The following is an 18,840-nucleotide window of genomic DNA, read 5'->3' as shown; positions in this document are numbered from 1 at the left end:
TTCGCCGTGCCGGGCGTTATTATCATTCCGGGTCAGGAATACCCAGTTTGGTATTCAGACGGCCGCGTGATTTATTAAAAATCTTATTACCGTTTTCACGTCCCGCGCGACGACGACGCTGCTCTTCTTCCGGCAGGACGCTCTCTTCGCTGCACAGCTCGCTACAGCAGCCGTTAAACTTCTCGGCACAGGCCGGGCACTGAATAAACAGCAGGTGGCAACCGTCGTTTTTGCAGTTGGTGTGGGTATCGCACGGCGCGCCGCACTGGTGGCACTGGGCGATCACATCTTCTGAAATGCGCTCGCCCATGCGCTCGTCAAAGACGAAGTTTTTACCGATAAAGCGTACCGGTAAGCCCTGCTCACGGGCGCGGCGGGCGTACTCAATAATACCGCCTTCAATGTGCCAGACCTTGTTGAACCCATTGTGCTTCATCCACGCGCTGGCCTTCTCGCAGCGGATACCGCCGGTGCAGTACATAACGATTTTTTTATCCTTATGCTCCTGCATCATCTCCACCGCTTTAGGCAGCTGCTCGCGGAAGGTATCGGCCGGAATCTCCATCGCGTTTTCGAAATGCCCCACTTCGAACTCGTAGTGGTTACGCATATCAATGAACACGGCATCCGGATCGTCCAGCATCGCATTCACTTCCGCGGCCTTCAGATATTCGCCGACGTCCGCCGGGTTAAACTCAGGATCGTCAATACCGTCCGCCACGATGCGTTCACGCACCTTCATGCGCAGCACCCAGAACGATTTTCCATCGTCATCCAGGGCAATGTTCAGGCGTAAGCCGTTGAGGGCCGGATCGAAGCTATAAAGCGCGTCGCGGAACGCATCCACTTTACTTTCCGGCACGCTAATCTGCGCGTTAATGCCTTCGCGGGCAAGGTAGACGCGCCCGAAAACGTTCAGTGCCGTGAAGGCCTGATAAAGCGCATCGCGGGTCGCCTGCGGATCGTCGATAGTGAAGTATTTGTAGAAGGAGATGGTCGTGCGCGGTTCGGTTTCAGCCAACATGCGCGCCTTTAACATCTCATTCGAAACGCGGTTGTGTAACACTGGCATGGTGTACAAGTCCTGCAATCGTCAGAGAGAATCAAAATCGGTCGGCATCATATAGCAAACAAAACCAATTTACATCCACACAATTTACGCTACATTTCACACACCCTGATGAATCAGGCTTAACAATCGCCGTCGTCGTGCAGGTTTCGACGGCAGATATTTTGGCTACGTCTCAAAAAATGCGACAATAGCGAAACAGGACGTTTGAACACAGGAAAGACATGACCCAGTTACCAAAATTTACCGTCGCCCTTTTGCACCCCCGCTATTGGATGACCTGGCTTGGCATTGGCTTTTTATGGCTACTGGTACAGCTTCCCTACCCTGTTATCTTCCGGTTAGGTACATCATTAGGCCGACTCGCGCAAACGCTTATGAAGCGCCGCGCCCGCATCGCGTATCGTAACCTTGAGCTGTGCTTTCCGCAGATGAGCGAGGCGGAGCGCCATGATATGGTCTCGAAGAATTTCGAATCCGTCGGCATGGGTCTCATGGAGACCGGAATGGCGTGGTTCTGGTCGGACAAACGTATGGCCCGCTGGAGCAAGGTTACAGGCACCGGCATGGAGCCGGTGCATACGCTTCAGGCCAATCAGACCGGCGTGCTGCTGATCGGCGTCCATTTCCTGACGCTCGAAATCGGGGCGCGTATGTTTGGCATGCAGGCGCCCGGCATCGGGGTTTATCGTCCTAACGACAACCCGGTTATCGACCTCATCCAGACCAACGGCCGCATGCGCTCCAACAAAAGCATGATCGACCGTAAGGATCTGAAGGGCATGATCCGCGCGCTGAAGTCCGGTGAAGTGGTCTGGTATGCCCCCGATCACGACTATGGCCCCCAGGCCAGCGTCTTTGTCCCCTTCTTCGCCGTTGATGAGGCCGCCACCACGACCGGCACCTGGATGCTGGCGCGGATGTCCAAAGCCGCCATCGTTCCCTTTGTTCCCCGCCGTATGCCGGATGGCTCAGGCTACGAGCTGATGATGCTTGAGCCGGAACTCGCGCCGCCGCTGGAAGATGCGGAAACTACCGCGCGCTGGATGAACGGCGTTGTGGAGAAGTGCATCATGCTGGCACCCGAGCAGTACATGTGGCTGCATCGACGCTTTAAAACGCGGCCAGAAGGCACGCCTTCCCGCTATTGATCCTCATGCGGCCCTCAGGGCCGCATGCTATTTTAGCTTTAAAAGCTCCCCCTCATTGCGGCAATCATAACCCAGGCGCATAATTAGCAGGCTTATTACTTCATGCCTCAGGTGCTCTGCACCTCACTATGCGGATTGTTATGACACCCTCAGATGCCCCCATAAACTGGAAGCGTAACCTCACGGTTGCGTGGCTTGGCTGTTTTCTTACCGGCGCGGCGTTTAGCCTGGTCATGCCTTTCCTGCCGCTCTACGTCGAACAGCTGGGCGTGACGGGCCATAGCGCACTCAACATGTGGTCTGGCCTGGTATTCAGCATCACGTTTCTCTTTTCCGCCATCGCCTCGCCCTTCTGGGGCGGCCTTGCCGACCGCAAGGGACGTAAAATCATGCTGCTGCGTTCAGCGCTGGGGATGGCGATAATCATGGCGCTGATGGGCGTGGCGCAGAACGTCTGGCAGTTCCTGATATTGCGCGCATTGCTGGGCTTATTGGGCGGATTTATTCCCAACGCGAACGCCCTGATCGCCACGCAAATTCCTCGCCATAAGAGCGGCTGGGCGCTTGGCACGCTCTCAACCGGTGGCGTGAGCGGCGCCCTGCTTGGGCCGCTGGCGGGGGGATTACTGGCGGATAACTACGGCCTGCGCCCGGTCTTTTTCATCACCGCCAGCGTGTTGTTCCTGTGCTTTATCGTCACCCTGGTCTGCATCCGTGAAAAATTTACGCCCGTCGCCAAAAAAGAGATGCTTCACGCCAGAGACGTGCTGACCTCGCTTAAAAATCCCAGACTGGTGCTGAGTCTGTTCGTAACGACATTGATCATTCAGGTGGCAACCGGATCGATCGCTCCTATTCTCACCCTATACGTTCGCGACCTGGCAGGTAACGTCAGCAATATTGCGTTTATCAGCGGACTGATTGCCTCTGTGCCCGGCGTAGCGGCGCTGGTTAGCGCACCGAGACTGGGGAAATTGGGTGACCGGGTCGGCCCGGAAAAGATCCTGATCTGCGCACTGATCATTTCCGTCCTGCTGCTTATCCCCATGTCGATGGTGCACTCTCCGTGGCAGCTGGGGGTGCTTCGCTTTTTGCTGGGCGCCGCCGACGGGGCGTTGCTGCCTGCCGTACAGACCCTGCTGGTCTACAACTCCACGAATCAGATTGCCGGGCGTATCTTTAGCTATAACCAGTCGTTTCGCGATATCGGTAACGTCACCGGGCCGCTTCTCGGGGCGGGTATTTCCGCCAGCTTCGGTTTTCGCGCCGTCTTTATCGTGACGGCAGGCGTGGTGCTGTTCAACGCGATTTACTCGTGGTTCAGTTTATCCCGCGCGTTACGGCCGGTGACGGAATAAGAAGAACGCCTGACGGCTTATTTTCGCATTCATACTTGCAGAATCTGATATTCAGCTATTCTTTCCCTGAAACCTTCTGGAAAACAGGGAGACACCAATGACCATGTACGCCACGCTGGAAGAAGCTATTGATGCCGCTCGTGAAGAGTTCCTTGCCGATAATCCCGGCGTTGAGGAAGAAGATGCTGACGTGCAACAACTTAATATCCAAAAATATGTTCTGCAGGATGGGGATATTATGTGGCAGGCCGAATTCTTTGCCGACGAAGGTGAAGAAGGAGAATGTTTGCCGGTCCTGAGCGGTGCAGGTGCGCAGGCCGTGTTTGATGGCGACTATGACGAAATCGAGTTACGCCAGGAATGGCTGGAGGAGAATACGCTGCACGAGTGGGATGAGGGCGAATTTCAGCTCGAGCCACCGCTGGATACGGAAGAAGGTCAAACCGCAGCCGATGAATGGGACGAGCGTTAATTTACGCTACTCGTACGGGCCGTGGCTGGCATCGATGGGCAGCAACAGCGTGTCGAAAATCAGCGAGAACGGCAGATCGAGCACCGTCAGGTAGCGCCATGCGGAATCACGGACATCCCATTTTACGCCCGGGTAGTACTGGTTGCCATGGCCCTGACCTGGAATAGTGCGGCTGATGATGCTGCCGCAGCCGCTCAGCAGGCATGCCATCATGACGACGATGATTATTTTCATCAGTAACCTCTAAAAAAATACCGGCCTCACAGCCGGTATTTTATCTGGCGGGTGGCGCTTTGCTTACCCGCCTTGCTTAACCGCTTACTTCGCCTTCAGCGCCAGCGGGTTCAGCTTCAGCTCTTTGTAGTAGTTCACCCACGAAGAGTACTTCTCCGGAGCGGACCATACGCGATAGTGAAGTCTTGCCATCGTGACCGGATCGCTCAGCAGCACCAGACGACGGTCGCGATTGAGTTTTTCCGGGGTCTCGTTAAGCGCCTGCTCAACGTGACGATCGCGGGCAATCTCCAGCACCTGGCTTGCGCGGTGGCGCGCAGTGGCCATTGCCGTCGCCAGAGCGTTGAATGACGGATTAAACACGGCGTGCATAAAGCCATCGTCCAGCGTGCGGTTACGGTTCTGCTCCAGATAGGTATCGGTATCCACCAGCACCTGCGGCGGGGAATACTCTTCCGGGATCAGGAAAAGTTTCCAGCGTTTGGTACGCAGCCCTACCGTTGAACGGCTGGAGATCACGGACACAAACGGCGACAGGATCAGCGAGAAGACAATCGGCGCCAGCCAGAACAGGAAGCGCAGATCAAGCCAGGCCATTCCAGCCGCCCACACCAGGCCCAGCAGCAGCTGAGACCCGTGGCGCATGAAGGCTTCACTCCACGGCGTGGAGTCGTCATCACGCTGCGGTGAGTTCCAGACCACTTCCCAGCCCAGGAACGCACTGACCACAAACACGGTGTGGAACAGCATACGCACCGGCGCCAGCAGCACGGAGAACAGTACTTCCAGCAGCAGCGAAAGGGTGACGCGGAAGAATCCGCCGTACTCTTTCGAGCCTTTGCACCAGATCAGGATGATACTGAGCAGCTTAGGCAGGAACAGTAGCACCATGGTGGAAGCAAAGAGCGCAATCGCCAGCTCCGGACGCCACTGCGGCCACACCGGGAACAGCTGGCGCGGTTGCAGGAAGTATTGCGGCTCCGTCAGGGCATGGACGACCTGCAGCGCAGTGGAGAGCGCGAGGAACATAAACCACAGCGGTGCGGAGAGATAAGACATTACGCCCGTCAGGAACACCGCACGGTGAACCGGGTGCATTCCTTTTACGAGGAACAGGCGGAAGTTCATCAGGTTACCGTGACACCAGCGGCGGTCGCGCTTGAGCTCGTCCAGCAGGTTCGGCGGCAGCTCTTCGTACGATCCCGGCAGGTCGTAGGCAATCCAGACGCCCCAGCCAGCACGACGCATCAGCGCCGCTTCCACGAAGTCATGCGACAGAATCGAACCGGCAAACGAACCCTCGCCCGGCAGCGGCGCCAGCGCACAGTGTTCGATGAACGGCTTCACGCGGATAATGGCGTTGTGGCCCCAGTAGTGCGACTCACCCAACTGCCAGAAGTGCAGACCGGCGGTAAACAGCGGGCCGTAAACACGGGTGGCGAACTGCTGGCAGCGCGCGTACAGGGTGTCCATGCCGGATGCTTTTGGCGAAGACTGAATGATCCCCGCGTTCGGGTTGGCTTCCATCAGACGCACCAGACCGCTCAGGCAGTCACCGCTCATGACGGAGTCAGCATCCAGCACGACCATGTAGCTGTACTGGTTACCCCAGCGGCGGCAGAAGTCATCGATGTTGCCACTTTTACGCTTCACGCGACGGCGGCGGCGGCGGTAGAAGATCTGTCCTTCGCCCTGCACTTCCGCAATCAGCTCCATCCAGGCTTTTTGCTCTGCCACGCAGATATCCGGGTTGTAACTGTCGCTCAGGATGTAAACGTCGAAATGCGCCGCATTACCGGTTGCCTTTACGGACTCCCAGGTTGCACGCAGCCCCGCAAATACGCGGTCAACGTCTTCGTTACAGATAGGCATAATCAGTGCGGTACGGTGCTCGGGATTGAGGGGTTCATCCCCGACCGTTGACGCCGAAATGCTGTACTTGTCCCGTCCCATCAGCAACTGCAGGAAGCCCATCAGCGCGGTCCAGAACCCGGCCGAGACCCAGCAGAAGAGGACCGCGAACAGCAGGAGAATGCCGCTCTGCAGGATATACGGCAGCAGCTGCATGAAGGAGACCCAGAGATCCTGGCCCATCATGTCCGTCGGGTTGATAAACGCCCAGCCCTGGTAAGGCAGAATGGTTTTCATATACCAGGTCGCGACAACCGTCTGCGCCAGCGTCAGAAGCAGCAGGATATAACGGCGAATTGTCCCCACGGTACGCCATTTCTGTTCGGAGGCCTGCTCTTCTTTCGTCAGGCGCGACAGATAACGCGGCGTGACGTCACGCCCGCGCAGGCGATCCCAGAAGCGGCCAACCGGGTTGGTGCGCCATGGATCGGGGAACATTGAGGAACGCGTCGCTTTCGGCATCGCCTGAAGCTGATCGCGTCCTTCGTCGTCTTTAATCAACTGCCCTTCTGCCAGCGAGTCCGGCCAGGCCTGCTCCAGACGCGCCTTGACTGACCCCAGCGGCGTATCATCATCACGGGAAAACTGACGATGTTCGCCATCCAGCGCGGTATGAACCGCGCGGATGTCGCTCTTAGGCAGCGCCGCTTTTTCGATATCCGTCAGCGGCATGGCATCAATATATTCAGATGTATTATTCATTGGCAGGTAGCTGGTAGCTCCAGGTTTCACTCAGCGGCTGATCTTCACTGACCAGCGCAGCACGCATTTCAGTGGTCTGTTTCGGATCTTTCACTTTCACGCGCAGGGTCAGACGCCAGCCTTTGGTTACCGGGTTGTAACGCACGGTGTTCTCTACGATTTCACCGTTGTCACCGATGCTGGCCTGGGCCGACACCGCAGTATCAGGAGACAGTTTCTTCATATCCTGGCCGGTGAAGTCCACGACAAACGCTACCGTACCGTCAGGCTGACGGATCAGGTTAGACTGCTTCACGTCACCCGTAGAGCGGCGAGTCTGCGTCACATACGCATTATCCGGCGCATGCAGCTTATCTTCGTCGCGGCTGAAGGTAATGGTGTACTTGAAGTTCATCTCTTTACCGGCTTCCGGCAGCTGATCCGGCGTCCAGTATGCGACGATGTTGTCGTTGGTTTCGTCGTTGGTTGGAATTTCAACCAGCTCGACCTTGCCTTTACCCCAGTCGCCTTTCGGCGTAACCCAGGCGCTTGGACGCAGGTCATAGCGGTCGTCAAGATCTTCAAAGCGAGAGAACTGACGGCCACGTTGCAGCAGGCCAAAGCCCTGCGGGTTTTCCATCGCAAAGCTGCTGACCGCCAGATGTTTCGGGTTATTCAGCGGACGCCAGATCCACTCACCGTTACCGGCATGAATGGACAGACCGTTGGAGTCATGCAGTTCCGGGCGGAAGTTGGTTGCCGGTGACGGCTGGTTCGGCCCAAACAGGAACATACTGGTCAGCGGAGCGACGCCCAGTTTGCCCACTTTGTCACGCAGGTAAACCTTAGACTGCACGTCAACGACCGTGTCACGACCTGGCATAATCACAAAGCGATAGGCACCGGTTGCGCGTGGGGAATCCAGCAGCGCATAAATAGTCAGACGTTTGTCCGTTGGTTTTGGACGCTCAATCCAGAACTCGCGGAAACGCGGGAACTCTTCACCTGATGGCAGCGCGGTATCAATAGCCAGACCGCGCGCAGAAAGCCCGTACACCTGCCCCGCGCCAATCACGCGGAAGTAGCTGGCGCCAAGCATGCTAACGATTTCGTCGTTTTTATCTTTGCTGTTGATCGGGTAAAGCACCTTGAAGCCTGCGAAGCCCAGGTCTTTCACCGTATCTTTATCGTGCTGCACATTGCCAAAATTGAAGTAATCCGGGCTGTACTTGATCTTACGTACCGCGGTCGCCGTCACTTCATTGATGGCAACAGGCGTGTCGAAGTACATACCCTGATGATAAAATTCAAGCTTGAACGGGGTTTTAACGTTGTTCCAGTACGCTTTATCGTGGTTGAACTGGATCTGCTGATAGTCCGCATACTTCATGTCGCGGAAAACGGAGGGCAGGTTACTTTTCGGCGCTTCGTAGCTCTTGCCTGCCATCGATTTTGCCTGTTTTGCGACATCGTCGATGTTAAAGGCCAGTGCCGATGAGGTATACAGTGATAACACCACCGCAACACCCAACCAACGCATTTTCATCATCTGTGGTTTATGTTTCATAATAAGTAAGCACTTCCCCCTTTGTGTGCTTATATCGATCCGATCCATTTTAATGGAAACTCAGGCAATCCGACAACATAATCACTGCTTTGTTCAGCTGCTGGCTCATGGATTAAGCAAATGAAAGAACCCGTTATTCACTTTGCGTGCTTATCCTGGAGACAGTGTGTCGGTCTTGGTGTAGGGTTGGCGTCGAATGTAACCATTATGAGCCTTAGGGATAAGGCGAAAAGTCTGAGAATGCGCAACGTTATATGAGCACAACACCGATACAACGGGAATATTTCCTCGACTCGATCCGGGCATGGCTGATGCTATTGGGGATCCCCTTTCATATTTCACTGATTTACTCCAGCCACACGTGGCATGTTAATAGCCAGATGCCCTCCTGGTGGCTGACGCTGTTTAATGACTTTATTCACGCCTTCCGCATGCAGGTGTTTTTTGTCATCTCCGGCTATTTCTCGTACATGCTTTTTTTACGCTATCCGCTTAAGCGCTGGTGGAAAGTGCGCGTGGAGCGCGTAGGTATTCCCATGTTAACCGCCATACCGCTCCTGACGCTGCCGCAGTTCATTATGCTGCAATACGTTAAAGGCAAGGCGGAAAACTGGCCGAATCTCTCGCTGTATGAAAAGTACAACACGCTGGTCTGGGAGCTGGTGTCTCACCTCTGGTTCCTGCTGGTTCTGGTGGTGCTGACCACGGTCAGTCTGGTGATTTTCAGCCGCCTGCGCCGTCATCTCAGCACGACAGCAGACTCTTTCTTCGCTAACGTCACGCTGGGCAAACTGTCGGTGCTCTTCTTACTGTTGGGGATCGCCTATGCCGCGGTGAGACGCACGCTGTTTATTGTCTATCCACCGATACTGAGCGACGGCCTGTTCAATTTTGTGGTGATGCAGTCGCTGTTCTACATTCCGTTCTTTTTAATTGGCGCGCTGGCCTTTATTCATCCGAGGCTTAAAGCGCTGTTTACCACCCCGTCACCGTGGTGCGCGGTGGGTGCGGCCATCGCGTTTGCGGCCTACCTGCTGAACCAGCGCTACGGGAGCGGCGACGCCTGGATGTATGAAACAGAAAGCGTGATCACCATGCTGTTGGGCTTGTGGATGGTGAACGTAGTGTTCGCGCTCGGCCACCGTTTGCTGAACTTTAAGTCCAGCCGCGTGACCTACTTCGTCAATGCCTCACTGTTTATCTATCTGGTGCACCACCCGTTGACGCTGTTCTTCGGGGCATACATCACGCCGCATATCGCATCCAACACGCTGGGCTTCTTTACCGGGCTGGTGTTTGTGGTGGGGATTGCCGTCGTACTCTACGAGATCCATCTGCGGATCCCTCTTCTGCGCTTCCTGTTTTCAGGAAAACCTCAGCCGAAAGCCGCCTGAGCAGCGCGGCGCACTCACGGTGCGCCGCCTTCGCTTCAGCTCTCCAGCTCTTGTCTGCGCTGAGTCAGAAGCCGCTGATAAAGATGCGTGGTGTCTTCATCGAAGCAGACAAAAATCACCTTCTCTGGCAGCGGTTTAAGCGACAAATAGCGGTAAACCGTTTCGACGGCGATGGTCGCCGCTGCCGCCTTAGGATATCCATAAACGCCGGTGCTGATGGCCGGGAACGCCATCGTTTTATAGCCGTTGTCGGCGGCAAGCCGCAGACAGTTTCGGTATGCCTCCTCCAGAAGGCTCGCTTCATGCTGGTCTCCGCCGTGCCACACGGGCCCGACAGCATGAATCACCGCTTTGGCAGGAAGGTTGCCCGCCAGCGTAATCACCGCATGGCCCGGTGGGCATTCACCCTGTTGCTGACGCACCATTTTACAGGCTTCCAGTAACTGCGGTCCGGCAGCCCGGTGAATAGCGCCGTCTACGCCTCCTCCCCCCATCAGGGAAGGATTGGCCGCATTGACGATGACGTCGACATGAACTGTCGTAATATCGCCATGAATAACTTCAATTTGCGGTTTCATAAAGCCCCTCTGCTGCCCGCCTTTTTTATAAGTGTATCGCAGAGGGGTTATTGAGAAAAACGATAGGCGTAAAACCGCGCCCACCGGCGACGCGCACGGGTATTAACGGTACTGGATCTGAACAACCGCGAGCGTTTTTTCAGGATTCAGGTACGTCATATTCACTGTCGCCAGGCCGGAAGCCGTCGCCTTGCCGTTCAGCGCGTCGCCGTAACTCACCATACGCGTTTGCATACGATTTTTTTCCGGACACGACACCGCCAGCTGCCGCTGCTGGTGGGTAACTTCGCAAGGGTCAGCAACGATTGCGCCGCGAAAGTGAATAACGCCGCCCTGCGCGAGCGTGGCCGAATAAGCTGGAGCGATAAATGCCGAAACAAGCAGGCCCAGACCTGAAATAAGATGTGCAAAAGAGTGGGTCACGATATGTACTCCTCAATGAAAATCGTCCATGAGGGGCAAACGCGCTTCATTATGCAAACGAAGGCTGACGTTACGGAACCTAACAACGCAGTTCCTGATAACAGCTTAGTTCAACGGCAAATATTCACAATGCATTGATTTCATGAATATTTACAGCGCACCCCCGGCTGGCGACCACTGCTGTGATAAATGAAGCGCTTTTCCATCCGTGACGGTGACAACGATGTTGATCGTGTCTTCCGCAGAAATAGTTAAACTCAACCGCGTTAAATCAATCGGCTGATTAGCGGGAATAAAAAGGGTATTTTGCTGTCGCGAAGCACTTTGCCCACTCTGCCCTTCCTTCAAAGAGAGGATCTGAACCTGACAATCACACGGTTCCGTCAAAATGACCTGCGGAATAATGGTCGTCATATTTCCCTGCTGTGACGTTTGAAAGGTTATCTGGCCGGAAAGCGCGGCAAGGAGAATGAAGGTATTCATGAGGAACTCCCGAAAAAAAACAGGGCATCGGCCCTGTTTTTTTGTAGTACAGATTTCAGTATCAGTACTGATGCGCTGTCGCGTGGTTACCAAAGCCGATCTGGGTAACGTTGACGGTGGAGTTAGACGCCGTCTGGTCTACGAGCGCACCGTTAAGGCCGCCGTACTGGCTAACATTCATAACGGATTTTTTGCTGTTCCACTGATCGAGTGTCGCACTGTTGCCAAAGCCGTTCTGGGTCAGGTTGATTTTGCTGTCGTCAGAACCCTGACCGACATCAGCCCCGTTACCGCCACCGGTCTGGCTAATATTAAGAACGGAATTTCTGGCATCTGTCTGCAACGCCAGCGCGGAGTTACCGCCACCGTTCTGATAAATATTCAGGGTTGAATTTGGACCACTGTTTCCGCCATGACCGTGTCCATGACCCCATCCGCCCTGATTAATCATACCAGCCATAGCACTACCAGAAACGACGATTGCTGCAAGTGCTGCCACTTTGATAAATTTCATGGTAAACCCCCATCGGATTGATTAACGTCGTCGCGAAATAGCTAGCGCTGAATAACGCGAATTGCCATCTGCGACTGTTTCTGCACTACAACTGCGGTTTTCTGCGTACCGTACTGCGTAATATTTGCTCTATTACCCGACCCTTTCTGGATAATTTTCGCACTATTACCATATCCATCCTGCGTAATACCTGCATCGTTCCCGTTACCGCTCTGATCGATCCAGGCAATATTGTAAGTCCCTGATTGATCAACTCTCGCTCTGTTGCCTGCCCCATCCTGAGAAATGACGGACAAGAGTTTCGATCCTTCCTGGCGAAGCTGAGCGTCATTAAATACGCCCTGTTGACCAATAATGGCTGCCTGATTTAATGATGAATAACTTAATTCATTAACCGCAAAATTATATTCAGCGTTTGCCAAATCTGAATTCGCGGCGGTTACAAATCCAGGCGCACCCAGTAATGTAAACATCAAAAATAACGATGTGTTTTTCATGTTGTCACCCTGGACCCGGCTACCTGAAAACACCCTGATCGTATTTCGTATTAAACGACTCGTTTTTGTTAACGCGTCGTTACGGTGAAGAGTATGTCCGCTGAAACATTTTAAATATCTCACCCGCGCGGCTTATTTTTATTTTTCAGGTCACCACAAAGTTGTAATTTGCACCATGAAAGGCATGACACAGGCCGTTTTTATTTTTTTATGAAATATTTATGCGCGACATGTTGTACAACGGCGAGAAAGCCGTCCATGCCCCTTCCCGCGTTGTTTAAGCGTAACGCCAGGATGACATTTTCTTCAGGGCGTGACACAAGGCGAGTTTTCTTAAGCCAGAAAAACCAGAACGGCATGACTTAGAAAGTATCAGTTACTCATACCTGGGTACAAACTAAAGAAAATAATAAATACTTATAAATATTAAACAGTTAATTATATTTGTATGATTTTTAAAATCTATGCACAACTATTTCCATGTACAACTTTCATATCAAATAACAACATTAAAAATCTGCAATTTTCACAAATTAATATTGATTTTTACATCTTGTTACATGATTAACACTTGCTTTAAAATTCGTAAAAGCTAGATTGAAATTAGATGTACGAAATTGGTTTTATATTTACCTCCCTGTGGAGGTTATGTTCTGATTCTACACACAGCAGTGCAACATCTGTCAGTACTATTGGTGCCCTCTTCTTTACAGAGAGGGCGGCTGTCAGGTGCCAAAAATAAGTGGGGTTTCATCATGTATAATGAAGTCCATAGTTTACATGGTCATACATTACTGTTGATCACAAAACCTTCTCTGCAAGCGACAGCTTTATTACAACACTTAAAGCAATCTCTATCACTGAACGGGAAATTGCATAATATTCAACGTTCTTTTGATGATATTGCGCCTGGCAGCATCATTCTGTTTGATATGATGGAAGCCGATAAAAAGCTTATCCATTACTGGCAAGATAACTTAAGCAGGAAAAACAATAATATCCGCGTGTTATTATTGAATACGCCTGATGAATATCCTTTCAGAGATATTGAAAGCTGGCCGCATATCAATGGCGTGTTCTACGTCACTGAAGAAGAGGTTCGGGTGGTAGATGGTCTGCAAGGCATATTGCGCGGCGAATGCTATTTCTCGCAAAAGCTGGCCAGCTACCTCATCACGCACTCCGGAAATTACCGCTATAACAGTTCGGAATCAGCGCTGCTCACCCACCGTGAGAAAGAGATCCTGAACAAATTACGCATTGGTGCTTCAAATATTGAAATCGCCCGTTCGTTATTTATCAGCGAAAATACGGTAAAGACGCACCTTTATAATCTTTTCAAGAAGATAGCTGTTAAAAACCGAACTCAGGCGGTTTCATGGGCAAACGATAACCTCAGGCGTTAATCACATGAAGCGCACGTTGAGTTGGATCGCCGCAGCGAGTCTCCTGCTCGCTGCAGGGAACCTGCAGGCCGTTGAGGTCGAAGTTCCCGGATTGTTAACTGACCACACTGTCTCATCGATCGGGCACAGTTTTTACCGGGCCTTCAGCGATAAATGGGACAGTCCCTACACGGGTAATTTAACAATCAACGAGCGGCCCAGTGCACGATGGGGAAGCTGGATAACCATAACGGCCAATCAGGACGTTATTTATCAAACGTTTTTATTCCCCTCGAAAACAGACTTCGAAAAAAACGTAGCCTTAGCACTGGCTCAAACTGAAGACGCTATTAATCGCCTGCAAATAGATAAAGCCCTATTAAGCACCAGCGATTTAGCAAAAGATGAGTTCTAGCGAACCGATATGCGGAGGCTGTCATGCGTATTGCATATGCAGTTGTTTCGATCATGCTTATTGCTCCCCTGAGCTGGGCCGGAAATATGACCTTCCAGTTCCGTAACCCTAACTTTGGCGGTAACCCCAACAACGGTGCCTTTCTGCTGAATCAAGCTCAGGCACAAAACTCCTATAAAGATCCGAGCTTTCAGGATTTTACCGTTGATACCCCTTCCGCACTGGATAACTTCACCCAGGCTATCCAGTCGCAGATTTTAGGGGGATTGCTGACCAACATTAATACCGGCAAACCCGGCCGAATGATGACCAACGACTTTATCGTCGACATCGCCAACAGGGACGGACAGCTCCAGTTGAATGTGACCGATCGTAAAACCGGAAAAACTTCCACCATAGAGGTTTCCGGCCTGCAAAATAATTCAACTGACTTTTAAACAATAGCTAAATAAGGACAACGACCATGCAGCGCTTCCTGATATTTGTTGCAGTGTGCTTATTGAGCGGTTGTTTAACTGCTCCGCCTAAAGAAGCTGCAAAACCCACATTAATGCCGCGGGCCCAAAGTTACCGTGATTTAACCCATTTGCCTTCACCTACGGGCAAGATATTTGTCTCGGTATACAACATTCAGGATGAAACCGGACAATTTAAGCCTTATCCGGCAAGTAACTTCTCCACCGCGGTGCCGCAAAGCGCCACCGCCATGCTGGTGACTGCACTTAAAGATTCGCACTGGTTTATTCCGCTGGAACGCCAGGGGCTTCAGAACCTGTTAAATGAACGAAAAATCATTCGTGCCGCGCAGGAGAATGGCACCGTTGCGGACAATAACCGGATGCCTCTGCAGTCTCTGGCCGCCGCAAACGTGATGATTGAAGGGTCGATTATCGGTTACGAGAGCAACGTGAAATCGGGTGGCGTGGGCGCGCGCTACTTCGGTATCGGCGCAGATACCCAGTACCAGCTCGACCAAATTGCGGTTAACCTGCGCGTCGTGAACGTCAGTACCGGTGAAGTGCTCTCTTCGGTCAACACCAGCAAAACGATATTGTCTTATGAAGTTCAGGCTGGGGTATTCCGCTTCATCGATTACCAGCGTCTGCTGGAGGGAGAAATTGGCTACACCTCTAACGAACCGGTCATGATGTGTCTGATGTCAGCCATTGAAACCGGTGTGATCTTCTTAATCAACGATGGTATCGATCGCGGGCTGTGGGATCTGCAAAACAAAGCGGAGGTGCAGAACCCGATCCTGGTGAAATACCGTGATATGTCGGTGCCTCCGGAATCCTGACGGGCAGCGCATAAAAAAGGCGAGATGATTATCTCGCCTTTTTTTTTATTCACTCACCGCGGTGATGTTTTGCGTTTTTTCCCGTCGCGCCGCCAGCCAAAGACCGCTGTTCTTCATGGCGTAGCCAAACAGCAGCCCCAGCGCCAGGGAAGGAACCACCAGCTTCCAGTCCCCCTGCCCGGCAAAGGTTGCGCAGGCCCCCATAAAGGTTCCCGGCACAAACGACAGCAGCAGATGCTTCGCCTGGATACACATCAGGAAGGCGACGACACCCGTCATGACGTACCCCAGCATCTCCAGATGCGGCGCCAGCGCGCTGCCTTTCATGATGACCAGCGCCCAGATAACGCCGCTCATCAGCGTGCAGCCTGAGATAAAGAGCCCTTTCAGCCCGCCTTGAGGACAGGCGAAATAGGCCGTGCAACCCAGGAAGCCAGCCCAGCTTAACAGACCGAGAGACACCGCTACCCATCCCCAAATACCGGAGAGGATACCCGTCGTGATTGCAATACAAAGTAATATGTTCATGGCGCGCATCTTAGCAGAAGCGCGCCATAGAAATGAGATCAGAAGCACATTACGTGCAAGTTGAAATGTATCGTTGCAGGATTTTTGTGATTTACATCACTCTTCACTCTCTTCTTCCAGCTCGTCCCACATTGCTGCAATGGCGTCACGCGTCAGCGGGGCCAGCGTTCGCCAGAACGGAGAGGTGGCATGAGCTTCCACTTTACCCAGGAAGGTCCCCACCCACGGCAGCAGATACGTTTCGAAAAGGATCCCGATGGCTTCATTTTCATCGTCGCCAGCGTTGTCTTCGATCCAGGACGCGGCCAGCATCAGCGTACCGATATGATCGGCTGGGGTATCGCTCAGGGGCATCCCGCGTTCTGAAAGGAATGCCCGCACTTCCGCTTCGGTCGCGCCTTCCTGCCAGGCGGAACGATACGGCGACACGCGGCACTCTTCGCCCACGAACAGAGCATTGTAGTCCGTTGAGATCTGCTGCATATCGCAGCTTTTCTGCAGGCGCTCCAGTAACTCATCCTGTTCCAGCGGCCAGTTCTGCGCCAGTTTACCTTCGCGAATCAGCGTAAACAGCGGCACCAGCAGCGGGTCCTGCGGCTGGCGGTAATACAGGGAGCCCAGCACGCGGCAAAGGATGGAAAATTCATTCATTGTTTTATTCCGTTATTCAATTAAAGATCGGCAAATTCATCAATCGGCGCCATGCCGCGCGACTCGAGGAAATCAAGCATACGACGCGGCGTGACGTTCAGGATGCGCTCTTCCGGGAAATCCACATCCTGCAATATTTTCAGGCACTCGCTAAAATCCCCCAGCGTGAAGGCCGTGTGCGAATCAGAGCCCAGCGCCACCATGCCACCCGCATCACGCACGGCGGCAGCCACTTCGCGACAGTTGGCTTCACTGCCTTTACGCGAGTGCACGAACGAGGAGTTGTTAATCTCCAGCGCCACGCGGTGTTTCGCCGCGGCCTGCGCCACGGCCTGAATATCAATCGGGTATTTCGGATTGCCCGGATGGCTGATGATGTGCACATTGCCGCTGGCAATAGTGGCAATCATCGCCGCGGTATTGGTCTCTTTATCCTGCGGCGGGAAAACCGGCTCATGGAAGCCGGCAAGGATCAGATCTAAGGAGGTCAGCATCGGGCCGGTACAGTCAATTTCACCGTCGGTGTTTTTGATGTTCGCCTCAATGCCGCGCAGTATCCCAATGCCGTCCACCAGACGTGGCCAGATACGCATATTCACAAAATGCCAGTAGTGCGGCGCATCCGCCATATCCGGGCCGTGATCGGTTATCGCGAACAGCTTGATGCCCTTAAGCTTCGCCTGGGCAATATAATCATGGAGGTTGCTATACGCGTGGGTGCTGGCGACGGTGTGCATATGCAGGTCAACGGGATACATCTTTCTCTCCTCTGCGTTTTTTCCAAAGGATAGCAGTTATCAGCGGCGAATATTAGCAAAAACCCGGCGAACGCCGGGTTTCTCTCAGTAGCCGCGCTGTCGGTCGACCTGTCCGGTGACCGGGTTACCCTTCTCTATTTCACCGATCGTGTGCGAGATATAGGCCACTGCCTCGGCAGGTCGCGTCACGGCGGCAACGTGCGGAGTCATTGCCACGCGCGGGTGTCGCCACAGCGGGCTTTCCTCCGGCAGCGGCTCACGGCTGTAGACATCCAGCATGGCGCCTTTAAGCTTCCCGCTATCCAGCGCCTTCAGCAGATCCGTCTCGACCAGATGCACGCCGCGCGCCAGGTTCATCAGATAGCTCTGGTCGTCCAGCTGGTTGAGCAGGCCTTCATTGATAATCCCCACCGTTTCCGCCGTATTGGGCAGCAGGTTAATCAGCACACGCGTGCCGTTCAGGAAGGCCGGAAGCTCATCCGTTCCGGCAAAGCTCTCAACGCCCGGATAGTCTTTACGGCTGCGGCTCCAGCAGCGCAGCGGGAAGCCCCACGGCGCGAGCGCTTCAGCCACTTTCGAACCCAGCACGCCTGCGCCGAGGATACCAACGGTAAACGCTTCGCGCGGATATTCAGGCAGCGGCTCCCAGCGGGATTGCTGCTTAAGCGCCTGATAGTCATCAAAACGGCGGAACCAGTGCAGCACCTGGCTGACGGCATACTCCTGCATTTGCTGGCCCATACCGGTATCTTCCAGGCGGAACAGAGGAATATCTTCCGGCAACATTTCAGGGTGTGCTTTCAGCTTGCTCAGAATGGAATCCACGCCGGCTCCGAGCGCGAACACGGCCTTTAGCTTACGGCCCTGGAGCATTTCTACCGGCGGATGCCAGACCAGCGCGTAGTCAGCATGTTCGTTATCGCCCCGCTTCCACTCACGAACGCGAGCGCCCGGCAGTGCCGCAGAAAGTGCCTTAATCCAGTAAGCCGTATCAAAAGTGGGGTGATAGAAGAGTATATCCATAGTCAATCCTGCCTTTTATTGCGCTGATTTATTTTGCTTTTTAACTGGACGGTCAGCATAGCAAATTTATTGCGTGATCGTGTTGTTGATAAAAAAGACGCTTTCAGCACATTTAAGAATCATGTTGCCTGAAGTTTGTCTAAACGCGCTAAATTACTGAAAAAGTGGGTTGACGGCAGTTCGGCTTTTCCTTACATTAGCGCCCGTCCCAGTAACAACGGGATGACAATATGGTGAGGTGTCCGAGTGGCTGAAGGAGCACGCCTGGAAAGTGTGTATACGGCAACGTATCGGGGGTTCGAATCCCCCCCTCACCGCCATATTTTAAGAAGAGCTCGCATGAAAATGCGGGTTTTTTTTTCGCATGTTGCACGCCTGCGGGGGGATGAGAACCCCCGACCGGGGTTCGACAACTGGCGCAGCCAGTTGGACAGATGACGAACCTGCGAGG

Annotated in this window: 21 protein-coding genes and 1 tRNA gene; 9 read left to right on the top strand and 13 right to left on the bottom strand. The window is 53.5% G+C overall.

Annotated features, from left to right (window positions below; all coding sequences use genetic code 11):
- Positions 1 to 22: 22 nt before the first annotated feature.
- Entirely contained in the window at positions 23 to 1,072 is a 1,050-nt protein-coding gene (locus tag INF77_RS03860) for a rhodanese-related sulfurtransferase (RefSeq protein WP_193532262.1), read from the bottom strand.
- 221 nt (positions 1,073 to 1,293) lie between these two features.
- Here INF77_RS03860 and INF77_RS03855 point away from each other — a divergent pair, with 221 nt between their 5' ends.
- The 3 genes from INF77_RS03855 (at position 1,294) to INF77_RS03845 (ending at position 4,050) form a co-directional block, all read left to right on the top strand.
- Complete coding sequence (locus INF77_RS03855; RefSeq protein WP_028012689.1) at positions 1,294 to 2,220, top strand: Kdo(2)-lipid IV(A) acyltransferase; 927 nt, start codon at positions 1,294 to 1,296, stop codon at positions 2,218 to 2,220.
- A gap of 140 nt (positions 2,221 to 2,360) precedes the next feature.
- Positions 2,361 to 3,578: a multidrug efflux MFS transporter MdtG gene (gene mdtG / locus INF77_RS03850; RefSeq protein ID WP_045630082.1), complete on the top strand. Its 1,218-nt coding sequence runs from the start codon at positions 2,361 to 2,363 to the stop codon at positions 3,576 to 3,578.
- Between the two features lie 97 nt (positions 3,579 to 3,675).
- Positions 3,676 to 4,050 (top strand): MysB family protein, encoded by a 375-nt coding sequence (locus INF77_RS03845; RefSeq protein ID WP_028012687.1) that lies wholly within the window; start codon positions 3,676 to 3,678, stop codon positions 4,048 to 4,050.
- A gap of 6 nt (positions 4,051 to 4,056) precedes the next feature.
- On the opposite strand, the gene INF77_RS03840 is transcribed toward INF77_RS03845, so the two are convergent.
- From INF77_RS03840 to mdoG, 3 genes are all read right to left on the bottom strand, one after another.
- Entirely contained in the window at positions 4,057 to 4,284 is a 228-nt protein-coding gene (locus INF77_RS03840; protein ID WP_013097162.1) for a YceK/YidQ family lipoprotein, read from the bottom strand.
- 84 nt (positions 4,285 to 4,368) lie between these two features.
- On the bottom strand, positions 4,369 to 6,897 hold the full coding sequence (gene mdoH, locus INF77_RS03835) for a glucans biosynthesis glucosyltransferase MdoH (protein WP_041910533.1): 2,529 nt from the start codon (positions 6,895 to 6,897) through the stop codon (positions 4,369 to 4,371).
- Positions 6,890 to 8,443: a glucans biosynthesis protein MdoG gene (gene mdoG / locus INF77_RS03830; RefSeq protein WP_028012685.1), complete on the bottom strand. Its 1,554-nt coding sequence runs from the start codon at positions 8,441 to 8,443 to the stop codon at positions 6,890 to 6,892. The genes mdoH and mdoG overlap by 8 nt, the downstream gene beginning before the upstream one ends.
- Positions 8,444 to 8,697: 254 nt before the next feature.
- Here mdoG and mdoC point away from each other — a divergent pair, with 254 nt between their 5' ends.
- Complete coding sequence (gene mdoC / locus INF77_RS03825; RefSeq protein WP_041910534.1) at positions 8,698 to 9,837, top strand: glucans biosynthesis protein MdoC; 1,140 nt, start codon at positions 8,698 to 8,700, stop codon at positions 9,835 to 9,837.
- A gap of 35 nt (positions 9,838 to 9,872) precedes the next feature.
- Here the strand turns inward: mdoC and ymdB are convergent, their stop codons facing one another.
- The 5 genes from ymdB to csgB all read right to left on the bottom strand — a co-directional run bounded on the left by ymdB (position 9,873) and on the right by csgB (position 12,332).
- The gene (gene ymdB, locus INF77_RS03820) at positions 9,873 to 10,415 is read right to left on the bottom strand and encodes an O-acetyl-ADP-ribose deacetylase (RefSeq protein ID WP_045630081.1); all 543 of its coding nucleotides are present in this window, start codon (positions 10,413 to 10,415) and stop codon (positions 9,873 to 9,875) included.
- A 102-nt stretch (positions 10,416 to 10,517) separates the two neighbouring features.
- A complete protein-coding gene (locus INF77_RS03815) occupies positions 10,518 to 10,838 on the bottom strand; it encodes a hypothetical protein (protein WP_063153821.1) in 321 nt (106 codons plus the stop codon).
- A gap of 150 nt (positions 10,839 to 10,988) precedes the next feature.
- Positions 10,989 to 11,321: a curli assembly chaperone CsgC gene (csgC, locus tag INF77_RS03810; protein WP_041910536.1), complete on the bottom strand. Its 333-nt coding sequence runs from the start codon at positions 11,319 to 11,321 to the stop codon at positions 10,989 to 10,991.
- A 61-nt stretch (positions 11,322 to 11,382) separates the two neighbouring features.
- Entirely contained in the window at positions 11,383 to 11,835 is a 453-nt protein-coding gene (gene csgA, locus INF77_RS03805) for a curli major subunit CsgA (protein WP_047368274.1), read from the bottom strand.
- A 41-nt stretch (positions 11,836 to 11,876) separates the two neighbouring features.
- A complete protein-coding gene (gene csgB / locus INF77_RS03800) occupies positions 11,877 to 12,332 on the bottom strand; it encodes a curli minor subunit CsgB (RefSeq protein WP_028012679.1) in 456 nt (151 codons plus the stop codon).
- A 755-nt stretch (positions 12,333 to 13,087) separates the two neighbouring features.
- Here csgB and csgD point away from each other — a divergent pair.
- The 4 genes from csgD to csgG are packed head-to-tail and all read left to right on the top strand — an operon-like array spanning position 13,088 to position 15,429.
- Positions 13,088 to 13,738: a biofilm master transcriptional regulator CsgD gene (gene csgD / locus INF77_RS03795; protein ID WP_028012677.1), complete on the top strand. Its 651-nt coding sequence runs from the start codon at positions 13,088 to 13,090 to the stop codon at positions 13,736 to 13,738.
- A 4-nt stretch (positions 13,739 to 13,742) separates the two neighbouring features.
- Positions 13,743 to 14,132: a curli production assembly/transport protein CsgE gene (csgE, locus tag INF77_RS03790; protein ID WP_028012676.1), complete on the top strand. Its 390-nt coding sequence runs from the start codon at positions 13,743 to 13,745 to the stop codon at positions 14,130 to 14,132.
- Positions 14,133 to 14,155: 23 nt separating this feature from the next.
- On the top strand, positions 14,156 to 14,569 hold the full coding sequence (gene csgF / locus INF77_RS03785) for a curli production assembly/transport protein CsgF (protein WP_028012675.1): 414 nt from the start codon (positions 14,156 to 14,158) through the stop codon (positions 14,567 to 14,569).
- Between the two features lie 26 nt (positions 14,570 to 14,595).
- The gene (gene csgG / locus INF77_RS03780) at positions 14,596 to 15,429 is read left to right on the top strand and encodes a curli production assembly/transport protein CsgG (RefSeq protein WP_047368272.1); all 834 of its coding nucleotides are present in this window, start codon (positions 14,596 to 14,598) and stop codon (positions 15,427 to 15,429) included.
- A 45-nt stretch (positions 15,430 to 15,474) separates the two neighbouring features.
- Here the strand turns inward: csgG and INF77_RS03775 are convergent, their stop codons facing one another.
- The 4 genes from INF77_RS03775 to ghrA form a co-directional block, all read right to left on the bottom strand.
- Entirely contained in the window at positions 15,475 to 15,957 is a 483-nt protein-coding gene (locus tag INF77_RS03775) for a DUF1097 domain-containing protein (protein ID WP_072201771.1), read from the bottom strand.
- A gap of 96 nt (positions 15,958 to 16,053) precedes the next feature.
- Complete coding sequence (locus tag INF77_RS03770; RefSeq protein ID WP_047368270.1) at positions 16,054 to 16,608, bottom strand: molecular chaperone; 555 nt, start codon at positions 16,606 to 16,608, stop codon at positions 16,054 to 16,056.
- A gap of 20 nt (positions 16,609 to 16,628) precedes the next feature.
- A complete protein-coding gene (locus INF77_RS03765; protein ID WP_028012671.1) occupies positions 16,629 to 17,366 on the bottom strand; it encodes a phosphatase in 738 nt (245 codons plus the stop codon).
- 84 nt (positions 17,367 to 17,450) lie between these two features.
- Positions 17,451 to 18,389 carry a glyoxylate/hydroxypyruvate reductase GhrA gene (gene ghrA / locus INF77_RS03760; RefSeq protein WP_193532729.1) on the bottom strand — a complete coding sequence of 313 codons (939 nt, stop codon included), beginning with the start codon at positions 18,387 to 18,389 and terminating at the stop codon, positions 17,451 to 17,453.
- Positions 18,390 to 18,621: 232 nt separating this feature from the next.
- On the opposite strand from ghrA, the gene INF77_RS03755 reads away from it, so the two are divergent.
- A tRNA-Ser gene (locus INF77_RS03755) sits at positions 18,622 to 18,709 on the top strand.
- The last annotated feature ends 131 nt before the right edge of the window (positions 18,710 to 18,840 follow it).

It is taken from the genome of Enterobacter cloacae complex sp. P1B, from assembly GCF_014982345.1.
In the GTDB taxonomy this organism is placed as follows: Bacteria; Pseudomonadota; Gammaproteobacteria; order Enterobacterales; family Enterobacteriaceae; genus Enterobacter; species Enterobacter bugandensis.
Note: the sequence above shows the minus strand (reverse complement) of the source record. Positions and strands in the feature narration are given on the sequence as shown.

Bases quoted from the DNA above. Each gene is read 5' to 3' on its own strand.
- csgA (WP_047368274.1), bottom strand. From the start codon at position 11,835: ATGAAATTTATCAAAGTGGCAGCACTTGCAGCAATCGTCGTTTCTGGT.
- mdoH (WP_041910533.1), bottom strand. From the start codon at position 6,897: ATGAATAATACATCTGAATATATTGATGCCATGCCGCTGACGGATATC.
- mdoC (WP_041910534.1), top strand. From the start codon at position 8,698: ATGAGCACAACACCGATACAACGGGAATATTTCCTCGACTCGATCCGG.
- INF77_RS03775 (WP_072201771.1), bottom strand. From the start codon at position 15,957: ATGAACATATTACTTTGTATTGCAATCACGACGGGTATCCTCTCCGGT.
- INF77_RS03765 (WP_028012671.1), bottom strand. From the start codon at position 17,366: ATGTATCCCGTTGACCTGCATATGCACACCGTCGCCAGCACCCACGCG.
- ymdB (WP_045630081.1), bottom strand. From the start codon at position 10,415: ATGAAACCGCAAATTGAAGTTATTCATGGCGATATTACGACAGTTCAT.
- csgC (WP_041910536.1), bottom strand. From the start codon at position 11,321: ATGAATACCTTCATTCTCCTTGCCGCGCTTTCCGGCCAGATAACCTTT.
- csgG (WP_047368272.1), top strand. From the start codon at position 14,596: ATGCAGCGCTTCCTGATATTTGTTGCAGTGTGCTTATTGAGCGGTTGT.
- INF77_RS03845 (WP_028012687.1), top strand. From the start codon at position 3,676: ATGACCATGTACGCCACGCTGGAAGAAGCTATTGATGCCGCTCGTGAA.
- csgD (WP_028012677.1), top strand. From the start codon at position 13,088: ATGTATAATGAAGTCCATAGTTTACATGGTCATACATTACTGTTGATC.
- INF77_RS03770 (WP_047368270.1), bottom strand. From the start codon at position 16,608: ATGAATGAATTTTCCATCCTTTGCCGCGTGCTGGGCTCCCTGTATTAC.
- csgB (WP_028012679.1), bottom strand. From the start codon at position 12,332: ATGAAAAACACATCGTTATTTTTGATGTTTACATTACTGGGTGCGCCT.
- ghrA (WP_193532729.1), bottom strand. From the start codon at position 18,389: ATGGATATACTCTTCTATCACCCCACTTTTGATACGGCTTACTGGATT.
- mdoG (WP_028012685.1), bottom strand. From the start codon at position 8,443: ATGAAACATAAACCACAGATGATGAAAATGCGTTGGTTGGGTGTTGCG.
- csgE (WP_028012676.1), top strand. From the start codon at position 13,743: ATGAAGCGCACGTTGAGTTGGATCGCCGCAGCGAGTCTCCTGCTCGCT.
- mdtG (WP_045630082.1), top strand. From the start codon at position 2,361: ATGACACCCTCAGATGCCCCCATAAACTGGAAGCGTAACCTCACGGTT.
- INF77_RS03840 (WP_013097162.1), bottom strand. From the start codon at position 4,284: ATGAAAATAATCATCGTCGTCATGATGGCATGCCTGCTGAGCGGCTGC.
- INF77_RS03855 (WP_028012689.1), top strand. From the start codon at position 1,294: ATGACCCAGTTACCAAAATTTACCGTCGCCCTTTTGCACCCCCGCTAT.
- csgF (WP_028012675.1), top strand. From the start codon at position 14,156: ATGCGTATTGCATATGCAGTTGTTTCGATCATGCTTATTGCTCCCCTG.
- INF77_RS03860 (WP_193532262.1), bottom strand. From the start codon at position 1,072: ATGCCAGTGTTACACAACCGCGTTTCGAATGAGATGTTAAAGGCGCGC.